26 protein-coding genes and 1 other annotated feature are annotated in these 24341 nt (G+C 35.9%); of the genes, 8 read left to right on the forward strand and 18 right to left on the reverse strand.

Features of this window, described 5'->3' with window-relative positions:
- Positions 1-10: 10 nt before the first annotated feature.
- Positions 11-253 carry a DUF2552 family protein gene (locus tag MJG50_RS05850; RefSeq protein ID WP_240253574.1) on the reverse strand — a complete coding sequence of 81 codons (243 nt, stop codon included), beginning with the start codon at positions 251-253 and terminating at the stop codon, positions 11-13.
- A complete protein-coding gene (locus MJG50_RS05855; protein ID WP_240253576.1) occupies positions 237-587 on the reverse strand; it encodes an iron-sulfur cluster biosynthesis family protein in 351 nt (116 codons plus the stop codon). Before MJG50_RS05855 ends, MJG50_RS05850 begins: the two co-directional genes overlap by 17 nt.
- Before the next feature lie 165 nt (positions 588-752).
- Between MJG50_RS05855 and MJG50_RS05860 the strand changes: the two genes are divergently transcribed.
- Positions 753-959, forward strand: coding sequence for a CDGSH iron-sulfur domain-containing protein (locus tag MJG50_RS05860; protein WP_240253578.1), 207 nt, complete (start codon positions 753-755; stop codon positions 957-959).
- Between the two features lie 85 nt (positions 960-1044).
- Positions 1045-2856 (forward strand): dihydroorotate dehydrogenase, encoded by a 1812-nt coding sequence (locus MJG50_RS05865; RefSeq protein ID WP_240253579.1) that lies wholly within the window; start codon positions 1045-1047, stop codon positions 2854-2856.
- A 23-nt stretch (positions 2857-2879) separates the two neighbouring features.
- On the opposite strand, the gene MJG50_RS05870 is transcribed toward MJG50_RS05865, so the two are convergent.
- The 5 genes from MJG50_RS05870 to MJG50_RS05890 all read right to left on the reverse strand — a co-directional run bounded on the left by MJG50_RS05870 (position 2880) and on the right by MJG50_RS05890 (position 8306).
- Positions 2880-5465, reverse strand: coding sequence for an ABC transporter permease (locus tag MJG50_RS05870; RefSeq protein WP_240253580.1), 2586 nt, complete (start codon positions 5463-5465; stop codon positions 2880-2882).
- Positions 5462-6145: an ABC transporter ATP-binding protein gene (locus tag MJG50_RS05875; protein ID WP_240253583.1), complete on the reverse strand. Its 684-nt coding sequence runs from the start codon at positions 6143-6145 to the stop codon at positions 5462-5464. The genes MJG50_RS05870 and MJG50_RS05875 overlap by 4 nt, the downstream gene beginning before the upstream one ends.
- 93 nt (positions 6146-6238) lie before the next feature.
- Entirely contained in the window at positions 6239-7240 is a 1002-nt protein-coding gene (locus tag MJG50_RS05880) for a sensor histidine kinase (protein ID WP_240253585.1), read from the reverse strand.
- Entirely contained in the window at positions 7241-7924 is a 684-nt protein-coding gene (locus tag MJG50_RS05885; protein WP_240253587.1) for a response regulator transcription factor, read from the reverse strand.
- Positions 7925-7949: 25 nt separating this feature from the next.
- Positions 7950-8306, reverse strand: coding sequence for a MerR family transcriptional regulator (locus tag MJG50_RS05890; protein ID WP_240253589.1), 357 nt, complete (start codon positions 8304-8306; stop codon positions 7950-7952).
- 93 nt (positions 8307-8399) lie between these two features.
- Here MJG50_RS05890 and MJG50_RS05895 point away from each other — a divergent pair, with 93 nt between their 5' ends.
- A complete protein-coding gene (locus MJG50_RS05895) occupies positions 8400-8720 on the forward strand; it encodes a hypothetical protein (protein ID WP_240253591.1) in 321 nt (106 codons plus the stop codon).
- Positions 8721-8767: 47 nt separating this feature from the next.
- Here the strand turns inward: MJG50_RS05895 and thrS are convergent, their stop codons facing one another.
- Both thrS and MJG50_RS05905 read right to left on the reverse strand, forming a co-directional pair.
- Positions 8768-10684, reverse strand: a complete 1917-nt coding sequence (gene thrS / locus MJG50_RS05900) for a threonine--tRNA ligase (RefSeq protein ID WP_240253595.1) — start codon at positions 10682-10684, stop codon at positions 8768-8770.
- 239 nt (positions 10685-10923) lie between these two features.
- Positions 10924-11164, reverse strand: a binding site (T-box leader).
- A gap of 486 nt (positions 11165-11650) precedes the next feature.
- The gene (locus MJG50_RS05905; protein ID WP_240253596.1) at positions 11651-12250 is read right to left on the reverse strand and encodes a hypothetical protein; all 600 of its coding nucleotides are present in this window, start codon (positions 12248-12250) and stop codon (positions 11651-11653) included.
- Between the two features lie 219 nt (positions 12251-12469).
- On the opposite strand from MJG50_RS05905, the gene MJG50_RS05910 reads away from it, so the two are divergent.
- A complete protein-coding gene (locus tag MJG50_RS05910; protein WP_240253597.1) occupies positions 12470-13117 on the forward strand; it encodes a DUF3885 domain-containing protein in 648 nt (215 codons plus the stop codon).
- 141 nt (positions 13118-13258) lie between these two features.
- On the opposite strand, the gene MJG50_RS05915 is transcribed toward MJG50_RS05910, so the two are convergent.
- Positions 13259-13873, reverse strand: a complete 615-nt coding sequence (locus MJG50_RS05915) for a hypothetical protein (RefSeq protein WP_240253599.1) — start codon at positions 13871-13873, stop codon at positions 13259-13261.
- Positions 13874-14046: 173 nt separating this feature from the next.
- On the opposite strand from MJG50_RS05915, the gene murG reads away from it, so the two are divergent.
- Positions 14047-15114, forward strand: a complete 1068-nt coding sequence (gene murG / locus MJG50_RS05920; RefSeq protein ID WP_240253601.1) for an undecaprenyldiphospho-muramoylpentapeptide beta-N-acetylglucosaminyltransferase — start codon at positions 14047-14049, stop codon at positions 15112-15114.
- 68 nt (positions 15115-15182) lie between these two features.
- Here the strand turns inward: murG and MJG50_RS05925 are convergent, their stop codons facing one another.
- From MJG50_RS05925 to MJG50_RS05940, 4 genes are all read right to left on the reverse strand, one after another.
- A complete protein-coding gene (locus MJG50_RS05925) occupies positions 15183-15632 on the reverse strand; it encodes an NUDIX hydrolase (RefSeq protein ID WP_240253603.1) in 450 nt (149 codons plus the stop codon).
- A gap of 131 nt (positions 15633-15763) precedes the next feature.
- Positions 15764-16084 (reverse strand): YolD-like family protein, encoded by a 321-nt coding sequence (locus MJG50_RS05930; protein ID WP_240253605.1) that lies wholly within the window; start codon positions 16082-16084, stop codon positions 15764-15766.
- On the reverse strand, positions 16081-17337 hold the full coding sequence (locus MJG50_RS05935; protein ID WP_240253607.1) for a DNA polymerase IV: 1257 nt from the start codon (positions 17335-17337) through the stop codon (positions 16081-16083). The genes MJG50_RS05930 and MJG50_RS05935 overlap by 4 nt, the downstream gene beginning before the upstream one ends.
- A 2-nt stretch (positions 17338-17339) precedes the next feature.
- On the reverse strand, positions 17340-17717 hold the full coding sequence (locus MJG50_RS05940; RefSeq protein WP_240253609.1) for a YhjD family protein: 378 nt from the start codon (positions 17715-17717) through the stop codon (positions 17340-17342).
- 126 nt (positions 17718-17843) lie between these two features.
- On the opposite strand from MJG50_RS05940, the gene MJG50_RS05945 reads away from it, so the two are divergent.
- Both MJG50_RS05945 and MJG50_RS22440 read left to right on the forward strand, forming a co-directional pair.
- Positions 17844-18521, forward strand: a complete 678-nt coding sequence (locus MJG50_RS05945) for an SOS response-associated peptidase (protein ID WP_240253611.1) — start codon at positions 17844-17846, stop codon at positions 18519-18521.
- A 33-nt stretch (positions 18522-18554) separates the two neighbouring features.
- Positions 18555-18665, forward strand: coding sequence for a YqzH family protein (locus MJG50_RS22440; protein ID WP_490374911.1), 111 nt, complete (start codon positions 18555-18557; stop codon positions 18663-18665).
- 12 nt (positions 18666-18677) lie between these two features.
- On the opposite strand, the gene MJG50_RS05950 is transcribed toward MJG50_RS22440, so the two are convergent.
- The 4 genes from MJG50_RS05950 to MJG50_RS05965 form a co-directional block, all read right to left on the reverse strand.
- A complete protein-coding gene (locus MJG50_RS05950) occupies positions 18678-19448 on the reverse strand; it encodes a MerR family transcriptional regulator (protein ID WP_240253612.1) in 771 nt (256 codons plus the stop codon).
- Positions 19449-20177: 729 nt separating this feature from the next.
- Positions 20178-21023 (reverse strand): phosphotransferase family protein, encoded by an 846-nt coding sequence (locus tag MJG50_RS05955; protein ID WP_240253614.1) that lies wholly within the window; start codon positions 21021-21023, stop codon positions 20178-20180.
- Positions 21024-21147: 124 nt separating this feature from the next.
- Positions 21148-21942 carry an SDR family NAD(P)-dependent oxidoreductase gene (locus tag MJG50_RS05960; RefSeq protein ID WP_240253615.1) on the reverse strand — a complete coding sequence of 265 codons (795 nt, stop codon included), beginning with the start codon at positions 21940-21942 and terminating at the stop codon, positions 21148-21150.
- A gap of 29 nt (positions 21943-21971) precedes the next feature.
- Entirely contained in the window at positions 21972-22928 is a 957-nt protein-coding gene (locus MJG50_RS05965; protein ID WP_240253617.1) for an MBL fold metallo-hydrolase, read from the reverse strand.
- A gap of 479 nt (positions 22929-23407) precedes the next feature.
- Between MJG50_RS05965 and proI the strand changes: the two genes are divergently transcribed.
- Positions 23408-24253 (forward strand): pyrroline-5-carboxylate reductase ProI, encoded by an 846-nt coding sequence (proI, locus tag MJG50_RS05970; RefSeq protein ID WP_240253619.1) that lies wholly within the window; start codon positions 23408-23410, stop codon positions 24251-24253.
- Positions 24254-24341: the final 88 nt, after the last annotated feature.

Below are 24341 nucleotides of genomic sequence, written 5' to 3' on the forward strand. Positions count from 1 at the left end.
TCCCTCTTACTTATCCCAGTACATCAGTAATTTCTTGCATGTTCTCACGAATCCATTGTAATGCCGCTTCCATTGTTTCGTATTCTTGTACATCGAATGTTACTTCATCTTGGATAAGCCAGACATCTTTTTCCTCTTGATTTGCTCCGGCGATTGACCAATGAAGCAAACTAAATGGGTGATTATCACTTAAGAAGGTTACCCATGTCTTGCTATTTGCAATTTCCTTAATCATGTTAAGCTTTTGATCCATTAGTACCACCTACTTCGATTAACCTCAGCCGGGGATTGAGAATTTGATTTGGGCTTTTCAGCATAAAGCAATTTGCTGATTCAACTACATCAATCGTCATTTCTTCGTCCATAAAAACCATTTTTGATTTTTCTAGTAAAATCGGTTGATAATTTGTCTCAATAATTATATCATCTTCATCTTCATCAATCGGATCAATTAGCCATAATGCTGTTACACCACTTAGAACACATCCACAGCCATCTGTTTCATATTTTAATTTTAGTAATTTATTTTTATTGGTATATGTCGTTTCTAGTTTTTTAACTGCTTTTCCTGTAAATTGAATCTTCACTGTTATTTCTCCTCTTTTCTTTGTATTGACTATTTTATCATAATTCGCCATCTATTACATAACGTACAATAAGTCAATATTTCGTATAGTATTTGTTTTTTAATCGTTCATATCTTATTATCAATATATGTATAGTGAAAATATTCTAAAAAGGAGAGTTATTAAATGTCTAATATAACGATAAAAGTAAATGATAACGGCTCATTACGCGTAACTGGCGATGTTGAATTAATTGATGGTGAAGGAAATAAAATTCAGACGAAACAAACTTTTTCTTTATGTAGATGTGGTTTATCGAAAAACAAACCGTTTTGCGATGGCTCACACAAAGGAAATTTTGAATCGGTTGTGCGTGCAGCGAAAGAGGAATAATTTAGAAAACCGAGCGGCTACGTTCGGTTTTTTCTTTGATAGTTGCTATCATCGTAATAATAGTTGAAATAGGAGGGAAATAATTATGCCTGATTGGTCATACCATTTATTATTCAAACCAATCTTGTCCCACCTCCCCACTTCTTTTTCAAGGGAATTTATTCATCGGGGGATGAATACGATTGCCTCTTTTCCTGGTGGAAATCACTTCATTAACTTCCTTGGTAGAGAAGAATCATCTCTACTATTGGAAAAAGAGATACAGGGAATGAAGTTTCATAATCCTGTTGGGCTATCTGGGAAAATAGATCCATTATTGTCAGGCACTAAGGCATTTTCAAATCTCGGATTCGGTTTTATTGAGATTGGACCTGTTACAACGAATGCACAATTAAATGATACAGCACCAGCTGTTAATCATAGAATGCAAATCATTGAATTTTCATCAAACTATGAATCAATTGGATTACATCAAACGATACAGAAATTAAGTAAACAGAAAATCAAGCAACCTCTTATCATTAGACTTGCTGGAACAATTGCAGAACAATTAGAAATGATTGCAGAATTAGATCCTTTTGCCGATGCTTTTATTATCGAATCTACACACACTTCATTTATAGGCAAAACGAATAAGCCTCTTTTTCTAGCAATAGCCACTGATGATGTTAGTCAATTATCACTTGATTCCGTCAAAAACTACTTCTCGGGTATTGTTTTGGATGAACCAATCCAGGTAACACCTAAAGAGAACCTTTCGAAATTGTTGGAGGAAATAAAATTTTTAAGGGAAAATCACTCCCAACTTCCTATTATTACCTCCGGTGGAATCTATGAACCAGCTGACGCATTAAAGCTACTTGATGCAGGGGCAAATCTTGTCATGTTGTCAGGAGGTTATGTATTTTCCGGCCCCGGCCTGACAAAACGGATAAATGAAGCAATTTTATCAGAGTTACAACCAAAATACACTTCTTACAAAGGCTGGGAATGGTACTGGTTATTCGGATGTTCGATATTCATTGGGGGCATTATTGCCTTAATAATAAGTTTAACAACCATTATTCTCCCCTATGATGAGCATTTTCTTGGGATGAACAGGGAATTGATTCTCCTATTCAATGAACGGATTTTGTTGTTTATGGCCCATGATCGAATGACCCTTGCTGGAACAATGATATCCGGTGGGGTTGTATACATGGCTCTTGCTAAATATGGTGTGCGCAATGGTTTGCTTTGGGCAAAACAAGCAATTGACCTTGCCGCAATTCTTGGTTTTTTTGGGATCTTTCTGTTTATTGGATATGGTTATTTTGATTGGCTCCATCTTATCTTTTGGCTTGTTTTATTACCGATGTTCGTGATTGGTTTCCTTAAAACAAAACATCTCCGTGGCACACCTTCTTCCTTAAATAGGAGGAATCATCAGACTTGGAAACGGAGTTTAGTTGGCCAACTTGCATTTGTTATACTCGGTTTTTCATTTGTACTTGGTGGGATTATTATTTCTTTGATTGGTGTTTCGAATGTTTTTGTTTCAACAGATATTCTCTATCTTTGTATGCCTCCTGAAATGCTAGATTCATTTAATGATAAACTCATTTCTGTTATTGCCCATGACCGTGCCGGATTTGGCAGTGCACTTTTGAGTGTCGGATTTTTAGTTCTCATGCTTTCGCTTTGGGGATTTCAACAAGGTAATAGATGGGTGTGGTGGACGCTTCTTTTTGGTGGATTTCCTGCCTTTATAGCAGGAATTTGGATTCACTTTGCAATCGGATATACGACCTTTATCCATCTGCTACCCGCTTATTTTGCGTTATTTTTATATGTTATCGGTCTGTTAATGTCTTATCCATTCTTTCATAAAAAAGAAGATGAGCACTATATTATATAGTAGTTCATCTTCTTTTTCTTCATTTAAATACTCTCCTGCTTTAATCCATCGATTATATTTTCCTTTTTCACCTTTGAACTGGAATAGAGCATCGCGATACTCACGATAACAAACACTCCAGTGATGACATAAAGAATATTTAACCACGGAATTGCAAAGCTAAAACTAAAGCTATTCATTAATGCCATATGGATCAAATACATCACAATAATACTGATGGGTAGTCCAAATAACAATGATTTGATTCCATAAAAAATACTTTCATAATTAATCATTTTATTGAATCCTTTTGGTGTCATTCCCACTGATTTCAACATGGCGAATTCACGCTTTCGAAGTGAAATTGAGGTGGAAATTGTATTAAAAATATTTGCTACCGATATTAAAGTTATTAGCGCGATAAAACCATAAACAAATACTGACATTAACAAAAGTAATTGTTCTTCATTCTGTCTTTGTTGATAGATGTTATAAACTTGGATGCTGCCCTTCATTTCCTCAATTTTTTGTTGAGTTTTCAAAGGGTCAGAGCTTTTTAGATAGAGGTACGAATGAATATCGTTTTGATACTGATTCTTTACTAATTGCTTTAGTACTTGTTCAGATACAATGACATTCAACCCACCTACCCCTGCAGAATGAACACCCATTGGAAATGTATCTGTCAATGCAGCAATTTCTACCTTGTTTAAATCGTCTTCTGCTCCTGTCTCCCAGTCTTGGTAGTAAAGAGGAAGAGATTTGCCAACCTTTGTATGAATCGCCTTTCTTTCAACAAATTTTCCAGAGTCCCCATCTTCATATTGGATTGTATCAATGATGATTGCAGATTGCTTGCCAGAATCACCTGTTAGTTGATGGTAATCTACTCCAATTTCTCTCGCATACTTTTGCAAACTCTTTTCATCTAATGCTGTAAGAGTAATAAAGTATTGATATTTACCGTCTTTTAAGCTACTTTCATCATAAATCTCTAATTCATCAGCTATATCTTTTTTGTCAATCCATGATGTCAAACTAATTTCCTTCAACCACGTATACTCTGCTACATCCTCTAAAGATGCAATGGATTTGAAAAGCTCTAGAGTGTTTTCTTCTTGTGTGGAAACTTGAATATCATAATTTACACCAGCCTGTGAAAGCTCCATTGATTTTTTTATATTCGATGTAAAAAAGGATACTGACAAAAATAGGATGATACTTATAACAAGCGAGAAAACAGTTGCTTGATATCTTCGCTTATTTCTTTTTAAATTTTTCAAGCCAATTTCTGCTTCAATACCAAATAACTTCCGGATGAACGTTGATGTTTTCACTGTTTTTCCAGTTAACTTAATATCTGTTGTTTGTCTGATTGCATCAATTGCCGAAACTCTTGATGCTTTTAAGGCAGGTAGATAGGTTGAAATAAAAATCGTTAACATTGAAATAACACAGGTAATTATGATGGATAAGGGGGTAACCGACAATGTTAATTTTTCAGTAACTCCTAATGCACCTTCAATAATCGTGTTAATGAATAAAAAGGTAATCCCAATTCCTATAAGACCACAAATAATTCCAATCGGGATACTAATGAGGCCAATCACCATTCCCTCAAAAAAGACTGAATTCCGTTTCTGTTTCTTGGTCGCCCCTACACTTGAAAGCATGCCTAAATGGCGTGAACGTTCGGAAACAGAAATGGCAAATGCATTATAGATTAATGAAATGGACCCAATCATAATAACCGCCATAATAATAGCCGTTAAAGAATAGAGTGTGGTACGCAGACTACTATTATTGGTTAAACCGTAGTATCGTAATAATTCATTATTAAATGCTACAGATTCAATCTTATTTTTCTTTGCTAATTCTTCTGCATGGGTGAATAAAGATTTATTGACTTTATTCAAGACAACCGTCGCATTTACTGTATCATTTGCCTTTATCATTTTTTCATCCAAATAGGTTAGAATGGTATATCCTGGTGCCCATGCTGGTTCCCATGTCGGCCGTTTCATTATTCCTACAATGGTGAAGGACCTAGTTTCGGTCTTTTTTAATGTTTCAGTTCGACCATCATCATCTGTTTGTAGTGGTCGGGACTGATCAAGAATGGTATCCTGCCCTTCACTATTCTCTTGAATTCGTTTTCCAACTTGGATAGTTAATTGGTCGCCTATTTTGTACGTAACTTTTGCATTTTTATCAATTGCTTCTGAAATAAGAAGTTCATTTACAGACTTTGGTAATCTTCCCTCGCTTACCTCAATTGGAAATTGTTTGAAGCCTTGTGTATTATATTCCTTTACAAATAAGTATGGCTTATTTTCATTTTGACTACCATCCAACATGGCATAGCCAATATCACTCGAGATCACAAGTTTTTTTGTTGCTTCATCATTTTTAACTGCTTCAAGTTGTTCCTTATTTACATCCTTATATAGAACATGCCATTCTCCTTCTTTTGCAATATTCTGCCTCTGCATTAATTCTAAAAAGGAAGTGCCAAGAGTTGCAACTGCAGTGACCATCGCAACTGAAATAATGACGCCAATGATTGTCACAAGCGTCCGTCTTTTGTTTTGCTTCAAATGTCTAATCGTTAGCTTGTTTACAATATTCATGGACGGATCACCTCATCCTTAGCAATCCTTCCGTCTTCGATTGAAATAATTCTATCAGCCTGTAGTGCAATTCTTTCATCATGTGTGATGACGATTAATGTTTGATTGTATGTTTTATTAAACATTTTTAAAAGATCAATGATTTCACCACTGTTCTTGCTATCTAGATTTCCAGTTGGCTCATCCGCTAGCATAATCGCAGGATTATTCATAAGTGCTCTGCCGATGGATACTCGTTGTTGCTGTCCACCTGAAAGCTGGTTCGGCAAATGCTGTAAGCGATTTTGTAAATTTAAGATTTTTACTATCTCTTCAAAATGCTTCAAATCGACCTTATGTTCGTCAAGTAATAATGGTAAAGTAATATTTTCTTCAACTGTTAGTACGGGTATGAGATTATAAAACTGATAAATTAACCCGATTTGCCTTCTTCTGAAAATAGCTAACTGGGTTTCATTAAGTTTATAAATATCGGTATTGTCCACAAACACTTTTCCACTTGTTGGTCGATCTACCCCTCCAAGCATATGAAGTAAAGTTGACTTCCCTGACCCTGATGGCCCAATGATTGCGATAAATTCTCCTTTCCTTACAGAAAAAGAAATATCATCAAGTGCCTTCACTGCCGTTTCACCTTTCCCATAAATTTTAGACAGATTCTCTATTTTTAAGATTTCCATGTAAAAACCTCCATATTGTGCTGTTGGTTATAGTTTATCTGCCCAAAATGACTATGAAGTGACTACTAAGTGACATTTTAGTCACATAAGACCTTAGATTATTTGTTTATAAAACTTGATTCGAAACTGCGTACCTTCGTTTTCTTTACTTTTAACTTCAATATCTCCATTCTGACTCGTAATAATGCTATGGGCCATCGCAAGACCAATACCAACACTCTCCTCACTTGCATGTTCCCCTTTATAAAAACGCTTAAATATGTAAGGTAAATCTTTTTTAGGGATTCCCTTCCCATTATCGGATATAAGAATTTCTGTAAACAGGGCATTCTCTGAATACGAAATTTGGATTCCACCCCTATCTGGAGTATGTTCCACACAGTTTTTCAAAATATTAATCAATGCTTCAGTTGTCCAATTCAGATCGCCTTGAAAGGTAACCGATTGTTCACCTATTATCGAGAGAGTCTGTTCTTTAATGTCCATTGGGATAAGAACAGGTTCCAATGCTTTTTGGATAAGTTTGTCCACAAATAATTGATCTTTTTTGAACTTGATCGTTCCTGCATCAATTTTTGAAAGCTTTAATAAAGAAGAAACAAGCCATTCAATTCGTTCTAGCTGAATTCGAATATTACTAGTGAATTCGATTCTTTTTGGTTCAGAAAGACTAGCATCACTTAATAAATCTGCCATCACGACCATTGATGTCAGTGGTGTTTTTAATTGATGAGATATGTCTGAAATGGCGTTTGTCAGATTGACCTTATCCTTTTGCAAATATAAGCTTTGTTCTGATAGCATTTGTGTCACTTTATAAATATCATTTTTTAAAATACTAAGCTCACCTTCATGATTTTCACGTAGATCAAGGGAATAATCGCCATTACTAATTTGACGCAAATAACTAGAAAGCTTTTTGATTTCACGATATCGCCACCTTGTAAATAGGAGGTAGCTTCCGATTAGTAGAATCGTAGTAAATAGCATTAGGACAGTTGCAGCTGGAGAGATAAAAGCTGCTATTATTGTTCCTACTATACTTATTGTGCACATCGTTAAGACTAGAATTTGAATCTCTTTGTTGCGCAGCATTTAATCACCAACCTTATATCCCATACCTCGTACTGTTTTAATAATCGTCGGAGCTTGTGGATTTTCTTCTAATTTTTCGCGGAGCCTTTTTATGTATACTGTTAACGTATTATCATTGACAAAGTCACCAGCAACATCCCATATCTGCTCTAACAGTTGATTCCTTGAAAGAATCTGACCTAGATGATTGGCAAAGATGAGTAATAAGCGGTACTCCAGTGCGGTCAATAGAATTTCTTCGTCATTCTTATACACCTTGCCTTCAAGTGTATTAATCCGGATATTTTCTATTACAATTGTTGTTTTTATAGGGGGCTGCCTATGATATCTTCGTAGAACAGACTTAATTCTTGATAAGAGCTCACGAATTCGAAAAGGCTTTGTAATATAATCATCTGCCCCCATATCAAGTCCCATGACTACATTTCCTTCATCATCAATTGCAGTTAAAAAGATGACAGGAATATCACTTCGTTCCTTCACCATTTTACATAAATCATAACCACTTCCATCTGGGAGTGATAGATCAAATAAACATAGGGAAAGTTCCTCTAATTCCTCTGATATGACTTTTTTTGCTGTTGTAGCATTATGGCATACAACTGTGGAAAAATTGTCCTGCTGGAGTGAATATTCAAGCCCTGCTGCGATTGTTTTATCATCTTCTACGAGTAGTATTTTCATGTTCTCATCCTTTTTGAGCCTTCACTTATAAAAAAGCTCTCAACTTTTCTACTTCTTGTTGTAATTGAGTACGTCTATGATATATTTCTTCCTCTTCCTGACGAAACTTCTCAACATGGTTTTTAAGTTGATGATACACCTCTTTCACTAACATATGATCCCCACATCCAAGAGCTTTCTTTAATTCAAATAATAATTGAATATCTTTTAAACTAAGCCCCATCGACTTTAATTCTACAATAACCTGAAAATCTAAAATATCTTTCTCTCCATACTCTCTATAATTACCCTTTCTTATCGGGGTAAGTAAATTTAATTCTTCATAATGACGGATTGTGTCCTTTGTTGTATTTAATAGAGTAATAAATTCTCCTATTCTCACTTTTTCCACATCCTTGAATAATAGTTATTGACATGGGGTTAACCCCACAGAATTTAATGAAGACAATATTAAAATTTTTGGAGGGGTTTTCTTATGATTTTTATTTGGATTGCAAACACAATAGCTTTTGTCTATGGAATGATGTCAGTAATTGCCGGGATTGTCCAATTCAATAAAAAGGAGATTCCGAGGTGGTCAGCATTAGGGTTTGTGTTGGCCGGATTGATTCTCCCTATTTCTGCTTTATATATTGTCAAAATTCCTAATCTGATTTTTGTAATCATCGTGTGTCTCTTAGTCTTGCATATATTGGCGATTATCAATGGGTTTTATTTGCATGGCAAGCTTAATATTCGTCACCATATTTTTCGCTTTACTTTGTCCATGTTAATGATCTTATTTTATATTCTATAATTGTTAGACTAGTTCTGCCAAATGTAGAACTAGTCTAACTTTGAATTTTAAAGACTTCTATCTTGAATAACTTGTTTGAGACGTGAGATAAACCCTTCAACTTTTTCTTCATTCGATTCTTCCTGCCCATATCTTCTTACATGAACAGTTTGATTGTCACGTTCTTGATCTCCAACAACAAGTATATACGGAATTTTCTTCATTTGTGCTTCTCTCATTTTATAACCAAGTTTTTCTTCCCTCAAATCAAGCTCAACCCGTATCCCTTCCTGCTTCAATCGTTCTGTTACTTCTTCAGCGTATGCATGGTGAATATGAGCTGCGATCGGGATTACTTTAACTTGTACGGGTGCTAACCAAGTAGGAAAGGCGCCGCCAAAATGTTCAATCAGAATACCAAGGAATCGGTCAATTGATCCAAATACAGCACGATGAATAACGACAGGACGAACTTTTTCGTTATGTTCATCGATATAATGTAAATCAAATTTCTCTGGCATTTGAAAATCAAGCTGTACTGTCGCACACTGATGACTTCTTTTCAATGCATCTTTAATATGAATATCAATTTTCGGCCCGTAAAATGCACCGTCACCTTCATTGATTGTAAATGGATAATCAAGCTTATCTAATACATTCTTTAATGCATCCTCCGCTCTGTTCCATAAAGCAAGATCTCCCATATAATCATCTGGTCTTGTTGATAATTCAATGCTGTACTGAAAGCCAAATGTATTGTAGACATAATCAATTAATTGTAATGCTGAGGAAATTTCATCTTCAATTTGATTTTGTGTCACAAAAATATGGGCATCATCCTGACAAAATGTCCGAACTCGTAACATACCATTCAATGCACCACTAAATTCATGGCGATGCACCTGTCCAAACTCTGCCATCCGAATCGGTAGCTCCCGATAAGAACGGAGCTTATCTTTAAAAATAAGCATATGCCCTGGGCAGTTCATTGGCTTTAAAGCAAAGCTTTGGTCATCTACCTGAGAAAAATACATATTCTCTTTGTAATGATCCCAATGTCCTGACTGTTCCCATAGTTTTTGATTCATCATCATTGGTGTACGGACTTCTTTATAATCATAGGAATTTTGAAGCTTTCTCAGGAATCCCTCTAGCTCATTTCGAATAACTTGGCCATTTGCTAGATAAAATGGCATTCCAGGTGCTTCCTCAGAAAACATAAACAGTTCTAATTCATTTCCTAATTTACGATGATTTCGTTTTTGTGCTTCTTCCACAAAATAGAAATATTCCTCTAAATCAGCTTTTGAAGAAAATGCTACACCATAAATGCGTTGTAGAACCTTATTTTTGCTGTCTCCTCGCCAATATGCACCAGATACATGAGTTAGCTTGAATGCTTTGACATATCCTGTTGATGGTAAATGGGGGCCACGACATAAATCACGAAAATCCCCTTGACGATATACTGTTATTACATCTTGTTGCGGTATATCCCCAAGCAACTCTAGCTTTAATGGATCACTGCTGAACATCCCTATGGCCTCATCACGACTTATTTCAAGGCGACTAATCTCTAGATTTTCAGAGATAATTTTATTCATCTCTTTTTCGATTTTAGCTAAATCATTGATTGTGATTGTATTTTCTAGATCAAGATCATAATAGAAACCATTTTCAATGACTGGTCCTATCCCTAGCTGTACATTGCCATAAAGACGCTTTATCGCTTGGACTAGTATATGTGCTGCTGTATGCCGCATGATTTCAAGTCCCTGATTTGATTGTAAATCGAATAATACAATTTCAGCATCCTCATAAATTTCTCTTCGGTAATCAAACATTTTTCCATTAACCATTCCAGCTATAGATTTTTTTCGTAAACTTGGGCTAATTGAACCTGCAATTCCCTCTAAAGATACACCTTTCGAAAACCTCTTTTCATTGCCATTTGGAAATTTGATTACTATTTCTTTTTGTTCCATCGTTGAACACTCCTTTTTTTCATAGCTCTTTTTAGGTCTATTGTTGATTTCCACTCCAGGTGGACGCTTTCCGCGGGCGGTCCGTGAGCCTCCTCCTCGCTACGCTCGTGCGGGGTCTCACTTGGACACGCTTTTCCCGCTGGAGTCGCCACCTTCCGCTGCAATCAACTGGGTCTGCAAAAATCAATATTGAAATATAACCGAGCCTTTTTTAAATAAAAAACACACCCGCCCCTGTAAATAGGGACGAGTGTGTGTCATTTACCCGTGGTTCCACCCGACTTTCCATCCTTCTTTCTTTTTTGCAAGAAGAATAGCTTCGTTTAATGCTGTATCGTAGCATATACGGTACTGATTACTATTCATTCACCAGTACTGCTCCAAGGGGGTAAGTCATTCTTCGTATTGGGAAGGTTCCAGCCCTGCCTTCCCTCTCTGTAAATCGGTTAGAATTCCTCTTATCCTTTTCATTGCATATCGTTATTCAATTGACTGTTCATGTTCAATACTGATTTTAGCCTTGTGTGTATGAGTGAACGGGTTTTATTCGGTACGAATAACGTAGTGAATCCAGACACATAAGGCGATTTAGGAATCAACAATCAGATAAAACAAAAACACACCCATCCCTTATAAAAAGGGACGAGTGTATGTCATTTACCCGTGGTTCCACCCAGCTTTCCATCCTTCTAATGTCGAGAAGGACAGCTTCGTTCAATGCTGTATCGTAGCAAAACGGTACTAATTACTAATCTTTCACCAGTACTGCTCCAAGGGGGTAAGTTATTCTCCGTATTAGGAAGGTTCCAGCCTTGCCTCCCCTCTCTGTGAATCGGTTAGAATTCCTCTTGTCCTTATCATCGCATCGTTTATTTTAAATTATTTATTAATATATAGAATTACTTTCGGTTCGTCAATAGATTTTAAAAATTCGACTTTAAAAGATCCGTGTTTTACAATAAAATTTCACTCACTGATGGAATTATTCACGTCACTCGGAAAAAGAGAAGCCACATTATCAGTAATGTTCTTATTTTCTTGATTATAAAAAGAGTAAGATGCCTTATCATAAAGTTTTTCCACCTTCATTAATCCTACAAAAAAGTCTTGTCCTGGATAAAATGTTTTACTTTTTCCTAAATATTTAACTTGGAAGGAATGGACATTTGCTTTTCTATTATCCATTAGTAAAATTAGGTATTTTTGCCCATTTATTTTTTTGTGTCTGTCGGTTATTGGATAATTAGAAATACTACTGCCTGAAAAATGATAATAATCTCTAATGGTTTTGTCGAAAAATGCTATTCCACTGCAACTTTTACAAAAAGATTCCTGTGGTGTAAAAATAATAATTGATGTTTTTGTATCTGGAATATGTTGATAACTTTGGACCGTTGGAATAATTGTTTCAAGATCATCCACCTGAATAGCATCTTCTAATATTGATTGTAGTCGTTCCATTTCAAAATTTGGTATTTTATAATGATCATTAAAATATCCAGAATTGTATAGAAAGAAACTAAGCAAACCGAAAATTACTATAGCAACTACTATTATATTCTTCATGCTTCTGTTTCTCCTCTTCCAGTTCCTCTTTTATTTTCTACTTCATTAAAATTTGAATTTTGAAAACCCTAATTATATCATATCCAAAATATAAATAACTATCATAGTCGCTTGAAAGGTTTGTTATCTAACAAAGTAACTTTTATAATAGATTATGATTATTTACTTTTCAGTTGTCATAAATAACTATACAAAGTAAACGAAAGAGGAAATGTGTAAATGAAGATAATCGATTATTTGAAGGAAAAGTTTCCAAGTCTTGAATTAGTTCCTAGTATTTATTATCAATGGGACATCGGTATTCACTTTTCTCTTGGAGGAGATATCTATCAATTCAAAGAAAATGATGAACTAAATCTTGAGAGATTTCAGCTTGTATATACACAGGCTTCCACAATTTTTGATGAATTATTTGATCAAGACGATGACCTGTTCCTTGTAGCTAATATGTATAAGCACAAAACCAATGAGAAATGTATAAGAAAATTGAAGGTGTACCATCCATTTATTAAGTGTAAGAGTAATTTAAATCGTATACAGGTGAAAACATATCCCTATCCATTCGAAGGTGATGGAGCAGTAGAGTACGAGATGCAGCAATTTTCCTTATTATGCAAACCTGGTGACCTTCGAGTAAATAAATTACTTAAAGCAGCCTGTAATGAAGATTTTCCATTAAAACCAAGATTTGGAGGGTACAGCATTTCTTATCCCGATGTTTTCTTTGTGAACATCACAAAAGATATTATTTTCTTTGTCTATGATGACCGTGGGTGTGAAGTTATAGCCCTCGATGCCGAACAAATACATCCACTTTATGAAAATCATCGAGATTGGGTAGAAGAAGGTGACAAAAAACCAATCTAATTATCGTATTCATAGAGTCTATTTGTATTATTACCATTTCCAGAATTGACAAAAGGGATAGTACAAACATATTTTCAACGTTCGATACTATCCTTAATCATCTATATGAAAATAATAAAAATACCATATTATTGTTTAAACCTAAACTATCTTTTCACCTGTATAGCAGATTAGAACGACAGGCTCTTTATCTGTACCTCGCTTAAAGTAGGATTCTCCCCATGAAATTTTCCCTATCATTATTTCCTTATATATAGGTAATATCCTAGTGAAACTAAGGTTGGGGAATCCCGAAGAAAATATACAAAGCTCCTCTAAAAGACTAAAAAGTGCAGACGTTTCAATGCTCTTCTTTGAAATTAACAAATATGTGCTCCAGATTAATTCTATATCTTCCACATACACAAATTCTTTTAAATATATATTCTTTTGATTTTTAAAGGAAACCCAATTCTTCATTGTCTTTTCTCTTTCAAAAAGAATTCTCTGAACTTTTGACATACAATCGACTTCGCGGCGACAATCAGAGGCACAATATATTTTGTAGCCATTTGTAAATAACCACTGTATAAATCGGGGCGTTTCCATATTATTTTGTTTTACTTCAATTATATATCTATTTATTTTCGATAATTGTGATGTAACGCCAGAATCTAGACTATCAATAAGATTTCCCTCTTCGTCAAACCAATTAAAATCCTCATCAGATGCTGGTTCATGTTTTTCGAGAAACATATCTTGTTGTTCTCCTTCCATTTTGGAAATGCGGTGGGTAGTTCAATATATCTTTCCATCAAGTAATATAATTTTGTATTGTTATCATATCTATATCCTAGAGCATTAAAGATTAACCGCATCACTTGATAAAGATAAATATGTTAGAATGATTAGCAATTGAAACTGTATTTTTGAAAAAAGTAGGAGGATCTATGTCGAAAAAAACGATTGTATTTACCGGTGGAGGTTCGGCGGGTCATGTCACACCTAATATGGCAATAATCAGTGAAATCGGTAAGGATTGGGACATCCATTATATTGGTTCAAAAGCAGGAATTGAAAAAGAATTAATACGAAAAATCAACGTTCCATACTATGGAATTAACAGTGGCAAACTTAGGAGATATGTAGACTTTGAGAACTTCGTGGATTTATTTAGAGTCATGAAAGGCTGTATTGAAGCAAGGAAAATTCTTAAAAAGTTAAAGCCTAATTTGGTCTTTTCCAAGGGTGGATTTGTTTCGGTACCGGTTATTTTAGCCGCTAAGTCCCTAAAAATTCCTATCTTCATTCATGAAAGTGATATAACCCCAGGTTTAGCGAATAAAATTTCGATGAGATTTGCAACTAAAATTTTTACTTCATTTGCAGAAACAAAAAAGTATTTACCAGCACAAAAAACAACTGTGATTGGTTCCCCTATTAGAAAAGAAATACTTAACGGCTCTAAAGACAAGGGGAGAGAATTTCTTGGTTTTACTAATGATCGTCCAATTTTAACTATCATGGGTGGAAGTTTAGGGGCAAAAAAAATTAATGAGGTCGTCAGAAATTCATTAAATCTGCTGGCTGAATCTTTCCAAATTGTCCATTTATGTGGGAAAAGCAATATCGATACTAATTTCGTTATGACTCCTGGATATCGTCAATTTGAATATGTCCATGAAGAGTTGCCTGATATACTAGCTGCTACGGATATCGTTTTAACAAGAGGTGGTTCAAATGCAATTTTTGAATTTTTAGCATTAAATATCCCAATGCTAATCATACCTCTAGGATTACATCAAAGTAGAGGAGATCAAATCTTGAATGCGCAAGCCTTTCAAGAAAAAGGATACTCCCTTACGTTGGAAGAAGAAAAACTAAATAGTGAAACGTTGATTAAATCCCTCGATACACTTTATAAAAAAAGGGAGGATTTTCAAAGAAATATGAAAAAACAGCAAAACGGAGATGCTATAAAAACCCTTTTAGTGGAAATTAATAAATGTTATAGATGAATTTTGAATTGGCTATTAAAAACAGCAGAAGTTTTATACTTTACTGCTGTTTTTTAATGAAAACCACACTATAACGAAAGTAAATATTGTTTAATCATATTCCGAATGAGTGGACTTAGTCCCTCTGGTAATTCATTGACTTTGAAAAACTTTGCTTCTAACGTTTCCTTGCTGTCTATTTTTATCGTGTCATTTTTAATATCCTTTGTCACATAGGCAATCGTAACTGGATAGAATTCATCACCATTCGGTAATGTAACATGATGCTGTTTTCCCGAAAAAACACCTACTAAATCAAGATTCCCCACTTCTATTCCCGTTTCCTCAAATACTTCTCTTCTTCCCGCTTCTTCAGTTGATTCTCCTAATTCCATGAAGCCGCCTGGAACTCCCCATACTCCGTCGGAACGCTTTTGCAATAAAATTTGATCTTTGTCATTGATGACTGCAACAGCAACTCCAACTAGAATTAACGGTTGATTTCCGACAATTTTACGCAAATTTTCAATATATCCCATACTGACCTCCAAACACTATAGTTTTATCAATAGTCAATATATTTCGATATATCTAGAAAATTCTCCTTCTTTTTTCAACCTGAAAACCGTATATTAATTAATACACATCCTTAAATTAGGGCCAAAAGGAGTCACTTAACAGAACATTCATGAATAAGGTTACATTTAATCCAGTCATCATGAATTTTAATACATTGCTTTACTCCATCTAGATGCGTAATGATTCCGGTCACATCATTAAATTCCTTTTCATGAAAATAACTGATTTTGATTTCCAAGTTTTCCTTAAAAGCCTGTAAAAGAATCCGATTAATTTCTTCTTGTTTTTGTTCATCAACGACCGGCATCTGTTCATGTTTCGATTCCATGCTTCGATGAATAATGGCATCCCGATGTTCCATCAGCATCATTCGACTACTTTCCCATAAGCCATTTCCTTGTAGTTTTTTCATTTTATATGTCCTCCAATTTTTTGAGCTAAGAATTTTGCTTGCCCAGCTCGTGTTAATGAAGAGGCGAAAAAAATAGAGGTCTCTCCAAATTTTTGTTTGATTGTATCCATACTTTTTTCTAATGATAGTTGTCTTTCTCTATTTTCGAACAAGGACAGCTGCAAACGATCATCTGTCTGAAATTGACTAAGTGATACGAATACCTTCCGGACAGGAAGCTCATTCCAATGCTGATGAAAGAGCATTTTAGCCGTTTCAAATACCTCACTCGTTAGACAGGAAGGGTGCTGTAACTTCTTTTGTCGATGAAATCCAGTTGGCTTTTTAAAATCAGCTCCTTGCACACCAACATGAACAACTGTCCCCATATACCCCTTATAACGGCTTCTTTGACAAATCAAGGAAGAGAGTTCTAAAAGGACTACCTCAATATCTTTTGCTTCATAATAGTCAATCGGAAGAGTGGTTTGGCGTCCTATTCCTTTTTGCAAAGAAAATGCATCTGGAGTAACCGGGGAATAATCAATGCCATTAGCCGTGGACCATAAGACTTGGGCCAAAACATCACATTTTTTACCATGATACTTTTGTAACCTCTTCTTTAGATCAGCTATATTGGTTTTCGCTACATCACCGATAGTTCTTAAACCAATTTGATGAAGATGGTAAAGTGTTTTGGAACCAACACCGAACATTTTATCAGGTGCTAAAGGCCACAAATACTCGGTTATATTCTGTTTCGTTAATTCAAAAATTCCATCCGCATTTTTCTTAGCAAAGTTGTCACAGGCCATCTTCGCCAAAACCTTATTTTCCCCAATACCGATCCGCATATATATGCCTGTTTGAATGAGAATTCGTTTTTGAATATGACGCGCCATATCTTGAGGCGATTCAAAAAAGTGAAGAGAGGCAGTGACATCCAAAAACTGTTCATCAATCGAGAAGGGCTCCACAAGATTCGTATATGATTCCAGAATAGAAGTAATCTGTAAAGAAATATTTACATACTCCTGCATTCTTGGTTGAATCGCTACCAGCTGAGGACATTTATCGAATGCTTCGCGAAGTGATTCTGCAGTGGAAACACCGAAGCCTTTAGCAATTGGGCAAGCTGCCAAAATAATTCCACTGCGCCTTTTCGGGTCTCCAGCGACCGCTAATGGTTTCTTGGCATATTGAGGGTGGGTAGCCTTTTCTACTGAAGCATAAAATGACTGACAATCAGCTAAAAAAATTACTTTTTTTTTCATAATTAATCAATCTCCGTTAAATCAATTTTTAAGTACTCACTGAGAATGATAGTAATTTGGGCATGAATAAAACCGTGTAGTAAACTAATCTCATGTTCGTACCCTCTACATAGAAATTGAGTAAATAAGCCGTTAGACTCATGTTGTTGGGATAAAATCTTAATCCCTCTTTGTTTCATTTGCTTTTCTAATTCTTTTAACTCCCTTTTTATTGCACTTCCTATAGATTTGAGGTGAGCGTTATATACTAACCACATATGTAATTTATTTTTTTGTAATACAGCTAGGTCTTGGTCTAAAGATTTTAGTAAAATAGGAAGAATAATAACCCTCTTAACCAATTCAATTTCCTTGAATTGCAGATAAGGTGCGGAAGCCATGAAAGAATCACTCCTATAGAAAAGAACGTTTGTTTCTATTTTATGCTTATAATAACAGAATATACGTTCGTATTCAATGTGTGAAAATTTTCCAATGTTCATTTGATTAAAACGGAGGTTTATGAGATGTGTGGACGCTTTACTCTAACAATTACGTTTGAAGAATTAGTAAAAAGATATGAGATTGAAAATCAAGAAATCCCTTTTCATCGCCCTAGATATAATGTGGCCCCCATGCAGCAAGTGCCAGCGATAATCAATGATGGAAGTAAAAATCGTCTAGGAGAACTAAGATGGGGGCTAGTTCCATCTTGGGCCAAAGATGATAAATTTGCTGGAAAAACGATTAATGCAAGAGGGGAAACTTTGCTAGAAAAACCATCCTTTAAGAATTTAATATATCGAAAAAGATGTATCATCCCCGCAGACTCCTTTTTTGAGTGGATAAACGTGGAAGGGCAAAAAAGACCGATACGATTTTTGAAAAAAGATTACAGTATTTTTAGTATGGCAGGGCTTTATGATACTTGGATTAATCCAATAACAAGAGAAAAACTGAGCACATGCACAATAATTACAACCACTCCGAATAAACTTGTTTCACAAGTCCATGATCGGATGCCTGTTATTCTGAAGAAAGAGGATGAACAAACATGGCTTCAAAGAAATGAAGTAGATATGAAAGAATTATTGAGATTAATCATGCCTTTTCCTACAGAAGAAATGCAGGCATATCCTGTTTCCACACTCGTTGGAAATGTTAAAAATGAAGGACTAGAATGCATTGAAAAGATCAAAATATAAAATGTTATTTTACCCCTAAAATGAAAAACAAATATAGAATATGATGAACTACAGCGAAAAGTTAAAAAGCTGATAGAACACAATCCATCAGCTAATCTACATGATATTATCAATAACATTGTGCATGAATACTTAACGAATTAAACTAAAGAAATCTTATTTCCCATCCAGTTCGTACATTCCATTTTGAATCATATAATGCTCCATTGCCTGATTCAGCCATTCTTCCTCCTCTTTTGTATATGGTGATGGAGCCATTTTCTCTAGCTCATCTGTGTCTATCGATTCTAAGTCAGCAAACGCATACATGGCCTCATCGCCTACAAAAGAAAGAGTCATCTTCATTTGTTTATCAACCATTGCCTGTACTTCCGGATCATCAAAGGGTCTTCCAACAAGGCGTTTTACTTCCTTCGAAAATTGAATGAATTCCTTATCCAACGCAAGCTTGTCTTCTTCTGTCTTATTAAAAAGATGTTCAATAACTTCTTCAGTTGTATGCTGCTCCAACCAGAGACGTTGATCCTTTTCTGTTTGAATATTATTAATTAAGCTCATTAAGATTGTGCTATCTACCTCACCCTCTTCCTCAAGTAAAGTAATCGTTCGATTAATTGCTGTTAATGCAGCATCGATATGTTCTTTTTTCTCCTCGAGGGTCCTTTTTTGCAGTTGTAATGTATCATTGAGGCTAATATCGAAGCTAGATAGATTCATCATCTCTGAAATTTGTTCAAGACTATAACCTAAGAATTTGAAGCATACTATTTTTTGTAATGCCAATACATCTTGATCCGTATAAAGTCGATGCCCTGAACTAGGATTCTTATCAGGTTTTAATAATCCGATTTCATCATAATAATGTAGGGTTCGTATAGATGTTCCAGTTCTTTCGGAAAACTCTCCGATTGAATATGTTTTGCCCATTTTGTCCTCCTCCTTTAAAATTCCAATTTTAACTTTCACCACGTGGTTACGTTAATCATACATCCTCACGTTACTGGAGGTGCAAGGGGGAAATGCAGCAACAATGAAAATTAACAAAGCTTAAATTCTCGGTGAGGCGATTCACACCTATGCACATCACCATTTTCCAAGTTTTCACTCCCGGTGAGGCGATTCACGCTCTTGCGCATCACCATTTTCCAGGTTTTTACTCTCAATGAGGTGATTCACGCTCTTGCACATCACCATTTTCCAAGTTTTCACTCCCGGTGAGGTGATTCACACTCTTGCGCATCACCATTTCCCAAGTTTTTACTCCCAGTGAGGTGATTCACGCTCTTGCACATCACCATTTTCCAAGTTTTTACTCTCACTGAGGCGATTCACGCTTTTGCACATCACCATTTTCCATGTTTTTACTCTCGATGAGGTGATTCGCGCACTTGCACATCACCATTTTCCATGTTTTTACTCCCGGTGAGGCGATTCACGCTCTTGCACATCACCATTTTCCATGTTTTTACTCCCGCTGAGGCGATTCGCGCTCTTGCACATCACCATTTTCCAAGTTTTTACTCTCACTGATGCGATTCACGCCCATATACATCACAACCACCTAGTTTCTTACATTCCATAATAAGATTGGTGCCTATTCACATCACTATTCCCCTATTTATTTACAGCGAATAAGATGACCAGACCTTTTAATAGTTACAGCTCCCCGCCATCCTGTTTCATCCAATGATTCACCCATTGTTTCATTCTTTCAAAATCAGCATCAGATCGTTTTCCTACTAAGTCCCGCTCCATCCGAAGCCCAGCCCATGCATTAAATAATGATAAAGAATCAATTTCCCCAGCTGTTGCTGAATAACCTTCAAGCCAGCCTTTTTCGAAATCCAAAAGAATATTTTCAAAGCTTGGACCAAGTCTTGGTCCTTCCAAACGAAGTATGGACAGAGTTCGTGCTATGTCAAAGCGTGCATCCCCAGTTGAAGCATTATTCCAATCAATGACCGCTGTAACCTGTTGTCCATCTGTTAGAACATTAAGTGGGTGAAAGTCTAAGTGGAGTAAAGAAGATGGTATGCAACTTTTTCCCTGTATTTTATTAAAAACAGCTATTTCAGCTTCACCCTTAGGTTTTAGCCAATCTGATTCCGTATTAATAACAAAGTCTTCGATGGAAATCTTATGTATTGCAGCTAAGACTTTCCCGCATTCAACACCTAATCTATATGCGATTTCTGGTTGCTCCTGAAGTTCTTGAAGAAGCGTATGACCTGTTGCCCATTCCATTAACATCACGGTATAGTCCTCACACAAAATTACCGAAATAACTCTTGGAACCTGTATACCTTGTTCACCCACAAATTTAATAATTCTTTCCTCACGAAGAAATTGCTCATGTCTATCCCTTGGTAATATACGCAATGCAAAGCAAGAACCTCCTTTCGTCTCAATCCTCCAAACAGAGCTATCTTCTCCGCCTAAAACCTCCGAATAAGAGGTAAAAGAATGTATCCCCACTTCAAATAAAATTTTCTCCAGATTCATAAGTCTCTCCTTTGCACTTAAAATTCCTTATACTCTACTATTTCTAGTAAAAAATAATGAATCCTTTATCAAAAATAAAAAGCGTTCCCCATGACAGAGTAACGCCTTCTATGTACAATCAATTTTACTTCTTAAAAAACGCCTTACCCCCAACCTTTTCGACAAGCCTAGGAAAAAGGGTATAAAACACGCTCCCCGCATTCATCCAGCCTGGTAGATTAAGCTCCCGCTTTGAAGTAAGCATGGCTTTTACAATTTTCCAAGCTACTTTATCTGGGTCCAACATGAATTTATCAACATTTTTAGCATAATTCCCTGATTCATCAGCAATGTCAAAAAAACGGGTTCGAATTGGGCCAGGATTTACCGCGGTTACATGTATATTTGTTTCCATTAGTTCAAGTCGCAAACTATTTGTGAACCCTAGAACCGCATGCTTTGTTGCCGAGTACACACTTGATTTTGGTGTAGCAATCTTGCCAGCCTGTGAAGCGATATTAATCACATGACCAGAATTTTGCTCAATCATACGCGGAAGCACCATTTTTGTACAGGCTATTAGTCCAAAAACATTTACCTCAAACATGCTTTTCATTCGATCAAGATTAGCATCGACAACATTTTCAAAGACGCCAAATCCAGCATTATTAACAAGGACATCAATTGTTTGAAACCGATCCAATATCTCAGTAAATACAGCTAAAACACTCTTAGTGTCACTAACATCAACCTGATAAAAAAAGCAATCGTTATTGTACCGGTTCTTTATGGCCTCTGCAATGCTAGCTAATTGATCATATCTGCGAGCTAACAGAATCGGAGTTGCCCCTTGCTCAGCAACTAAATAAGCAATTCTCTCACCAATCCCGCTGGAAGCACCTGTTATAATAACGTTCTTGCCCTTAAGTCTTTCATTCATGTGCATTGTCACCTCAAAAATTTCTCCACCTAAACATGATAGATAAATTGTCCATCAGATACGTTAATCTTAATTTCCCCTAATTCCTCCAAGAAGTCAAGCTGGCCAATTGTTTCTGACATTGTAAGAAGAGGTTCCTTCGCAAAAATCTTTGGGAATAACTGCATACAGGTTTCAAACGCAGTCATTGGTTTTTCGCGGATCATTGTTAGAACATGATAGGCTCGTTCTTTCTGAGCACCTAATCGTTTGTGAATAAGTTCATGTGCGTGTAAAATGTCATCACCATGTCCAGTAACTACCACTGAAATATCTAGTTCCAATAGTTTTTTCAATGAATCATTGTATTGAAGCAACGGCTTAGGTCTTACAGTTTCACCAAATTGTGGCGGTTCTAACAAAGGATTAGGTGAAATCTTAGCCAGCAACTGATCTCCACCGATGACAAGTCCATCTCTCTCACGATATAAAACGATATGGCTCTGTGCATGTCCTGGCGTTTCGATAATCCTCCATTCAGACAATCCAGAAATCACATCCCCTTCTACAACTGCTGTCGTTAACGAACGATGGCAACCGTAGCGAAGTGTTTTTCTAATATCCGTAACATACTTAACAAACCCTGGCTCAATTCCTAACTGGGTAAAAAGATCTACAAAAAACTGCTCATTACTAGTGAAAAACTGCTCATCTTGACTAATCCAGGGTTGATTTTTAGGATGACCTATGATCGGTAAGTCTTCTCTAAAATAATCAAGTAAACCGACATGGTCCGGATGATGGTGTGTAATCACTGCTTGTTCAATATCTGATGGTACATAGCCCAATTCCTTAAGTTGACTAATTAAACTTTGCCAAGCTTCATTTGTCTTTACACCCGCATCAACTAAAGTCAACACATCTCCTTTGATTAAGTATGCATTAACATCCCCTACTGGAAAGGGAGTTGTAAACGTAAATTTAAAAACATCTTGTGAAATCGTCATAATTATGAAATTCTCCTCTTTACTATTGTTATATAATCAATCCACAATAATTTTCATAGATATAATTTTAGTTTACATCTATTTTTCATATTTGTCATTATATTCAAATAATTTATAACTTATGTGTATAAAATTATTATTTAATTCTTACACTTCAACACTTGACAATACAATCAATCCAATGCATAATGACTAACAATATCTAAATACAACAAGCGAAGAATAGGACTAATAAATCAATTAATGGCAAGAAGAGAGTGAGATTCACCGGCTGAAAGATCTCATAGCCCCCTTAATGATTGAACCTACCTACGAGCTGTTAGGCAAACCTAACCGTCCCCCACGATACGGGTTCGAGAAGAATAAAATGTGGAAGAACTTCCTCATTTTATTAACAAAGGTGGTACCGCGGATCCATTCCGTCCTTTTATTAGGATGGAGTGGATCTTTTTTATTTTAAAAAAAACGGAGGGATTATGATGGAAAACAAACAAAAGGTTGTGTTTGTAGGTGCTGGCTCAATGGCAGAAGCGATGATTTCAGGTATGTTACAAAAGGAGCTATTTGCACCCAGTCAGATCACTGTGATCAATCGCTCCAATACTGAACGAATCGACTATTTACAAATGACATACGGCATTCATACAACGCAAAATAAGGAGATCACTCTTAAGAATGCCGACATTATGATACTAGCCATGAAACCTAAAGATGTTGTCGAAGGAGTTACAAATATAAGGGAGTTCGTGAACAGTCGACAATTAATTATTTCTGTTTTAGCTGGTGTCGCAACAACAACAATTACTGATTTGCTTCAGACAAAAGTAGCTGTTATCCGAGCGATGCCAAATACATCTGCAACTATTGGAAAATCGGCAACTGCTCTATCTGTTGGAAAATATGCAACCGAAGAAGACCTAAATATTGCACATCAACTATTTACGACAATTGGTATTGTGACAACGGTTGCCGAAAAAGATTTACATGCTGTTACAGGTCTTTCTGGTAGCGGTCCCGCTTATGTATATTATTTAGTCGAAGCAATGGAAAAGGCCGCAGATGAAATCGGCTTAGAAAAGAAAATTGCGAAGGAATTAATATTACAAACAATTATTGGAGCTGCGGAAATGTTAAAGACATCGACGAAGCAGCCTGCCATTTTACGCAGAGAAGTCACAAGTCCTGGTGGTACAACGGAAGCTGGGATTAAAGTACTTGAACAATTTCACTATCAAGAGGCAATGATCTCATGCATTAAACGGGCTACAACTAGATCATCCGAATTAGGTGAAGCGTTAACCCAGTCCACTGCTTCACAGGATTAAGAAAGCTCCCCAAATCCAAAAGTATGTTTTACCATAAAAACTAACATGATTAAATTTTTACTCCCAACCCAGGCATGAAAATGGTTAA

The sequence above is a fragment of the Fredinandcohnia quinoae genome (assembly GCF_022427965.1).
Classification (GTDB): Bacteria; Bacillota; Bacilli; order Bacillales; family Bacillaceae_L; genus Ferdinandcohnia; species Ferdinandcohnia quinoae.